The following is a 5,791-nucleotide window of genomic DNA, read 5'->3' on the forward strand; positions in this document are numbered from 1 at the left end:
CCGCAGGGCGGCGTAGGCGTCCTCCGGGACGGCCGGGCGGACGGGCTCCACCGCGGGGACGCGGCGGTAGGCCTCCTGCTGGGCGGGGCGGGGGTCGGCCTCGCCCTTGTTGGGCCACATGGACATGGCCCGCTCCGCCTGGGCGGTGATGGTGAGGGAGGGGTTGACCCCGAGGTTGGCGGAGATCGCCGAGCCGTCGACCACGCTGATGCCGGGGTGGCCGTAGAGGCGGTGGTAGGGGTCGACCACGCCCGTCTCCGGGCTGTCGCCGATCGGGCAGCCGCCGATGAAGTGGGCGGTCAGCGGGATGTCGAAGATCTCCCCCACGGTGGACCCCGGGAACCCGTTGATCTCGGCGGCGATCAGCCGGGCCGCCTGCTCCGCGGCCGGGATCCAGCCCGGGTTGGGGGCCCCGTGCCCCTGACGGGACGTCAGCTTGCCCTTGCCCAGGCCCTTGCGCTTGACCGACACGGTGATGGAGTTGTCCAGCGACTGCATGACCAGGCCGATGATGGTCCGCTCCGACCAGCGCCGCTTGCTCATCGAGCGGGCGAACATGGCCGGGTGCCGCACCGAGGCGGCCAGGAAGCTGAGCCAGCGCGGCGCCCGTCCGCCCCCGGGCACCTGCAGGATGGACAGAAAGCCCATGGAGTTGGAGCCCTTGCCGTAGCGCACCGGCTCGATGTGGGTGTTCTCGTCCGGGTGGATGGACGAGGTGATGGCCACCCCCTTGGTGAAGTCGGCACGCTGCCCGTAGCGCCGGTCGGTGGTCTGGGCCCCCACCAGCGCCTCGGAGTTGGTACGGGTGAGTTCACCGAGCCGGTCCGAGATCCGCGGCAGGTGCCCGCCGTCCTTCAGGCCGTGCAGCAGCGACTGGGTGCCGTAGGTGCCGGCGGCGACCACCACCCGGCGGGCGGTCAGGGTGCGCACTCCACCGCGGCGGGCGTCGGTCCGGCGGACCTGCACGGCGTAGCCGTCGCCGTGCTCGCTGATCCTGGTGACGGTGGTCAGCGGGTGGATCTCGGCGCCGCCGCGCTCGGCGAGGTGGAGATAGTTCTCGGTGAGCATGTTCTTGGCTCCGTGGCGGCAGCCGGTCATGCACTCGCCGCACTCGGTGCAGGCCCGCCGGCGCGGTCCGGCACCGCCGAAGTACGGGTCGTCGGCCTCCGCGCCGGGTTCGGTCCTGGCGCCGCCGCCGGCGTCCTCGCCGTCGCCGAAGAAGACACCGACCGGAGCGGTGTGGAAGGTGTCCCCGACGCCCATCTTCTCCGCGGCCGCCCGCAGGTGGACGTCGGAGGGGGTGATGGTCGGGTTGAGCCGGACACCCAGCATCCGCTGCGCCTGGTCGTAGAACGGCGCCAGTTCCGCCTGCCAGTCGGTGATGTGCTGCCACTGGCGGTCCTCGAAGAACGCCTTGGGCGGGACGTAGAGGGTGTTGGCGTAGTTGAGCGAGCCTCCGCCGACGCCCGCGCCGGCCAGGATGAGCACATTGCGCAGCAGATGGATGCGCTGGATGCCGTAGAGGCCGAGGGCGGGGGCCCAGAGATAGCTGCGCAGGTCCCAGGAGTTCTTCGGCAGGTCGGCGGCTCCGTAGCGGCGGCCGGCCTCCAGGACGGCCACCCGGTAGCCCTTCTCAGTCAGGCGCAGGGCGGCGACCGATCCGCCGAAACCCGACCCGACGACGATCACGTCGTGGTCGAACTCCTCGGTGGTGCTCGTCATCGAAGGGGCTCCTTCCGGGCATGCTGCGTAACCGCGTGGCGCGGGTGGTGGTGGGTACGGCGCGGGGACGGGTCGGGTGGGCTACTTCAGCCGGAGTGCCTTCAGCGCCTTGAGGCTGCGGGTGAAGAAGGCGGCGAAGGCGGCGTCATCCATGCCCAGCGACGGCGCGATGGGAAGCAGCCGCTGGGTGGCGACGGTCTGGGCCTCGGTGTACTTGAGGATGCCCTCGGCGCCGTGCCGTCGGCCGAGTCCGGAGTCCCCCATGCCGCCCATCGGTGCGGCGCTGGAGCCGTAGGCGGCGGCATAGGCCTCGTTGACGTTGACGGTGCCGGTGCGCAGGCGGGCGGCCACCTGGCGGCCACGGCGGGTGTTGCGGGTCCAGACGCTGGAGTTGAGGCCGTACGGGGTGGCGTTGGCCCGCTCGACCGCCTCGTCGTCGGAGTCGAAGCGGTACACGGAGACGACCGGGCCGAAGGTCTCCTCGGCGCAGACGGCCATGGTGTCGTCGACGCCGTCGAGCACGGTGGGCTCGTAGAACAGCGGGCCGAGGTCGGGGCGGGGGCGGCCGCCGGTGAGCACCGTCGCACCCTTCTTGACCGCCTCGTCGACATGGCGGGTGACGGTGTCCAGCTGCCGCTGGGAGACCAGCGAGCCCATGTCCGCGCCGTAGGCGAGGCCGGTGCCCAGCCGCATCGCCGAGACCCGGGCGGCGAAGCGCTCCAGGAAGGCGTCGGCGACGGACCGGTGGACGAAGAGGCGCTCGATGGAGATGCAGAGCTGCCCGGCGGAGGAGAAGCAGGCGCGTACGGCACCTGCGGCGGCCTTGTCGAGGTCGGCGTCCTCCAGCACCAGCAGCGCGTTCTTGCCGCCGAGTTCCAGGGAGGCGCCGACCAGGCGGGCGGCGGCCCGCTGGGCGACCTCGCGGCCGGTACGGGTGGAGCCGGTGAACGAGACGTAGTCGGCGCCGTCGACCACGGCGGGGCCGACCACCGGCCCGTCACCGATCACGATCTGCCAGAGGTCGGCCGGCAGTCCGGCCTCGACGAGGAGTTCCCGGGCCCAGAGCGCGGTGAGGGCGGTCTGGGTGTCGGGCTTGTTGACCACCGCGTTGCCGGCCGCGAAGGCGGGGAGCGCGTCGCCGACGGAGAGCTCCAGCGGGTAGTTCCAGGGGGAGACCTGGCCGATGACGCCCTTGGGGCGGCGGGCCTCCAGGGTGTGGGTGAGGACGGGGACGGCGCCGCCGCGACGGCGGTCCCTGAGGTACCCGGCGGCGGCCCGGCCGTAGTGGCGGGCGGCGCCGGCGACCGCCAGCACCTCCTCGAAGGCGTGGATGCGGGCCTTGCCGGTCTCGGCCTGGACGAGGTCCAGCACCTCGTCCTGACGGCGCAGCAGCAGGTCGTGGAAGCGCAGCAGCACGGCGGCGCGGCGGCGGACCGGCAGGGCGGCCCAGTCGCGCTGGGCGGCTCGGGCCCGGCGGTAGGCCTCCTCGACGTCGGCCGGGGTGGACTGCGGGAGCTCGGCCAGCACCTCACCGGTGAACGGCGCCCTGGTGTGGGCCGGGGTGGCTCCGGAACCGGCCGTGACGCCCCTGGCGAGCCGGGCGGCCAGGTCCGCGGTGACCACGTCGGCGACCGTACGGCCGCCACCGGGCGCGGTGGGGTTGCCCCCGGGCTCGGTGTCCGGCTCGGCCTTCCGCGGCTCGGGCGCGTTCTGGCTGTCCACCGTGGTTTCCGTCATGCCGCGAAGCGTAGGCGCTCGGGGCCGGGTTGGGTACCCGTCGGTAACCGGAATTCGCAAAATCTGCCAGCAATCACTGGCGCGATCTCGGGCACCCGTCCGTGCACCGGCCGGACGTACGGGAGCCGCCGGCCCCCACGGCGAGCGGCCGCACCCGGCACCGCAGACCCGTCCGCCGCCGGGAATCCCGGCGCACCCCGGTCCCTGGGGCTTGTCTGACGATTCCCGCCTGGCGCGAATCGTCAGACAAGCCCTAGCCCAGGTCGCGCAAGGCCTCGCCGAGGGCGCGATGAAAGGTCGGATAGGCCCAGATCGTCCGGGCAAGCTCGGCGATCGGCACCCTCGCCCGGACGGCGACGGTGAGCGCACCCAGGACCTCCCCGCCGCAGGGAGCGGCGACCGTCCCCCCCACCAGCACCCCGGCACCGGCGTCCGCCACCAGCTTGACGAACCCCTCACCGCCCGGACCGTGGATGAAGCCGCGCACACTCCGGGAGAGATCGGTGTGCCCGATCCGCACCTGCAGTCCACGCCGCCGGGCCTGAGCCTCCGTCAGTCCGACCGCGCCGATCTCGGGGTCGGTGAAGGTGACCCTGGGCACCGCGTGGTACTCGGCCTGCGGGCCGCCCTCGCCGAGGATGGCCCGCACCGCCACATCCGCCTGGTACATCGCCATATGCGTGAACGCCCCATGGCCCGTCACATCGCCGACCGCCCAGACCCCGGGGCCGCCCGCCAGCGGGGTGCGCACCCTCATCCGGGGGTCCACCGCCAGGGCCGGCGCCGTGTCGTCGACCTCCAGCACCCCGGCGCCGAACCGCGCCAGGTCCACCCGCCGTCCGGCGGCCACCAGCAGCCGTTCCGCGGTCAGCCGCTCCCCGCGTACGAGCTCCAGGGTGAAGCGGCTCCCGTCGTGGGAGGCGGCGGCGGGCTCGGCCCCGGTGTAGACCTCCAGACCGTCATCGGTGAGCACCCGGCGGAGCAGTTCGTCGGCCTCCGGCTCCTCCTGCCCCAGCAGCCGGGGTGCCACCTCCACCACCGTCACCGCGCTGCCGAAGCGCTGCATCGCCTGGCCCAGTTCCAGCCCGACCGTCCCACCGCCCAGCACCAGCAGCGACTCCGGGAGGTCGGCGGCCTCGATCGCCTCCCGGTTGGTCCAGTACGGGGTGGCGGCCAGCCCCGGCACCGGGGGGATTGCCGGTTCCGAGCCGACCGCGATGACGACGGCCCGGCGCGGACGCAGCACGGCCTCGGCGCCGTCCGGCGTCTCCACCGTGACCTCGTCCGGGGCGGTCAGCCGGCCCTGGCCGCGCAGGAAGCGCCCGCCCCGGGTGACGAAGCGGTCCACGGCCACCTTGTCGTTCCAGTCGTCGGTGGCCCCCCGCACCCGGCGGGCCACCGGCCGCCAGTCCGGACGCACCATGGCGGTCCCGGCGACTCCGGGGATGCGGTGCCCCTCGGCGACCAGATCGGCCGACCGCACCATGATCTTGGACGGGATGCACCCCCAGTAGGGGCACTCGCCGCCCAGCAGCCGCTCGTCGACGCCCACCACGTCCCAGCCGGCGTCGGCGAGGCGCCCGGCGACCTCCTCACCGCCCGGGCCCATGCCCAGAACCACTGCGTCCACCTGCTGGGGCTGCTGCGGCAGCCGGTCCGTGACGGCCATGACGGCCTCCTCCCGGAGCGCGTGGCGACGCGGTACCGGGGCGGGCGGGCCCGCACCCGGCCTTCCTTCCACCGTACGCGCGTGACGCCGATCGGTCCCGGGGGACGGCGGCTGAAGTCAGCCGCCGTCCGGGGTGAAGCTGTTGCGGATCTGGGTGAACCGCTGCTCGCCCGTCTGCCAGTCCTCCTCCGGGTAGGACAGGTAGATGGCGTACTCCGTGCCCTGGTCGTCGCGGTAGAGCTGCTCGATCACATGGCGGGGGCCGGTCACCGCGTCGTAGGTGAACTCCCAGACGGCACCGTCGTGGCCCTTGAAGGTGTTCTCCACCAGCTGCTTCCGCTGGTAGCCCGCCGACTGCCCGACCGTCTTCTCCATGGTCTCGGCGTGCTCCAGCGGGGCCTCGGTCTGCCCCGACGTCACCGAGAAGCGCAGATAGTGCTTCCTGGCGTCCGGGCTGTAGTCGATCTGGCCGCTGTCCACCGTACGGACCCAGGTCTGCGCGCCGCTGGGCAGCAGGAAGCTGAAGCCGCCGGGGTCCTTCATCCAGCTGTAGCCGTCGGGGGCGACGGACTTCGGGGCGCCCGGCGCCGACGACTGGGGGTCCGACGGTGCGAAGGCCGGCGGGGACGCAGGGGACGACGGGGTGGGCGACGGCGAACCGGG

Annotated in this window: 3 protein-coding genes and 1 pseudogene; all 4 read right to left on the minus strand. The window is 73.4% G+C overall.

Annotated elements, in window-relative coordinates; genetic code table 11:
- The coding region (locus tag AOK09_RS32370) for a GMC family oxidoreductase N-terminal domain-containing protein (protein WP_055590790.1) at positions 1-1,722 on the minus strand (1,722 nt) is incomplete at its 3' end.
- A gap of 81 nt (positions 1,723-1,803) precedes the next feature.
- A complete protein-coding gene (locus tag AOK09_RS32375; RefSeq protein WP_055590791.1) occupies positions 1,804-3,459 on the minus strand; it encodes a succinic semialdehyde dehydrogenase in 1,656 nt (551 codons plus the stop codon).
- A 253-nt stretch (positions 3,460-3,712) separates the two neighbouring features.
- Positions 3,713-5,128 (minus strand): dihydrolipoyl dehydrogenase family protein, encoded by a 1,416-nt coding sequence (locus tag AOK09_RS32380; protein WP_055590792.1) that lies wholly within the window; start codon positions 5,126-5,128, stop codon positions 3,713-3,715.
- Between the two features lie 117 nt (positions 5,129-5,245).
- Positions 5,246-5,791 (minus strand): annotated as a pseudogene (locus AOK09_RS32385) (serine/threonine protein kinase); the annotation flags it as partial.

The organism is Peterkaempfera griseoplana, assembly GCF_001418575.1.
Lineage (GTDB): Bacteria > Actinomycetota > Actinomycetes > Streptomycetales > Streptomycetaceae > Peterkaempfera > Peterkaempfera griseoplana.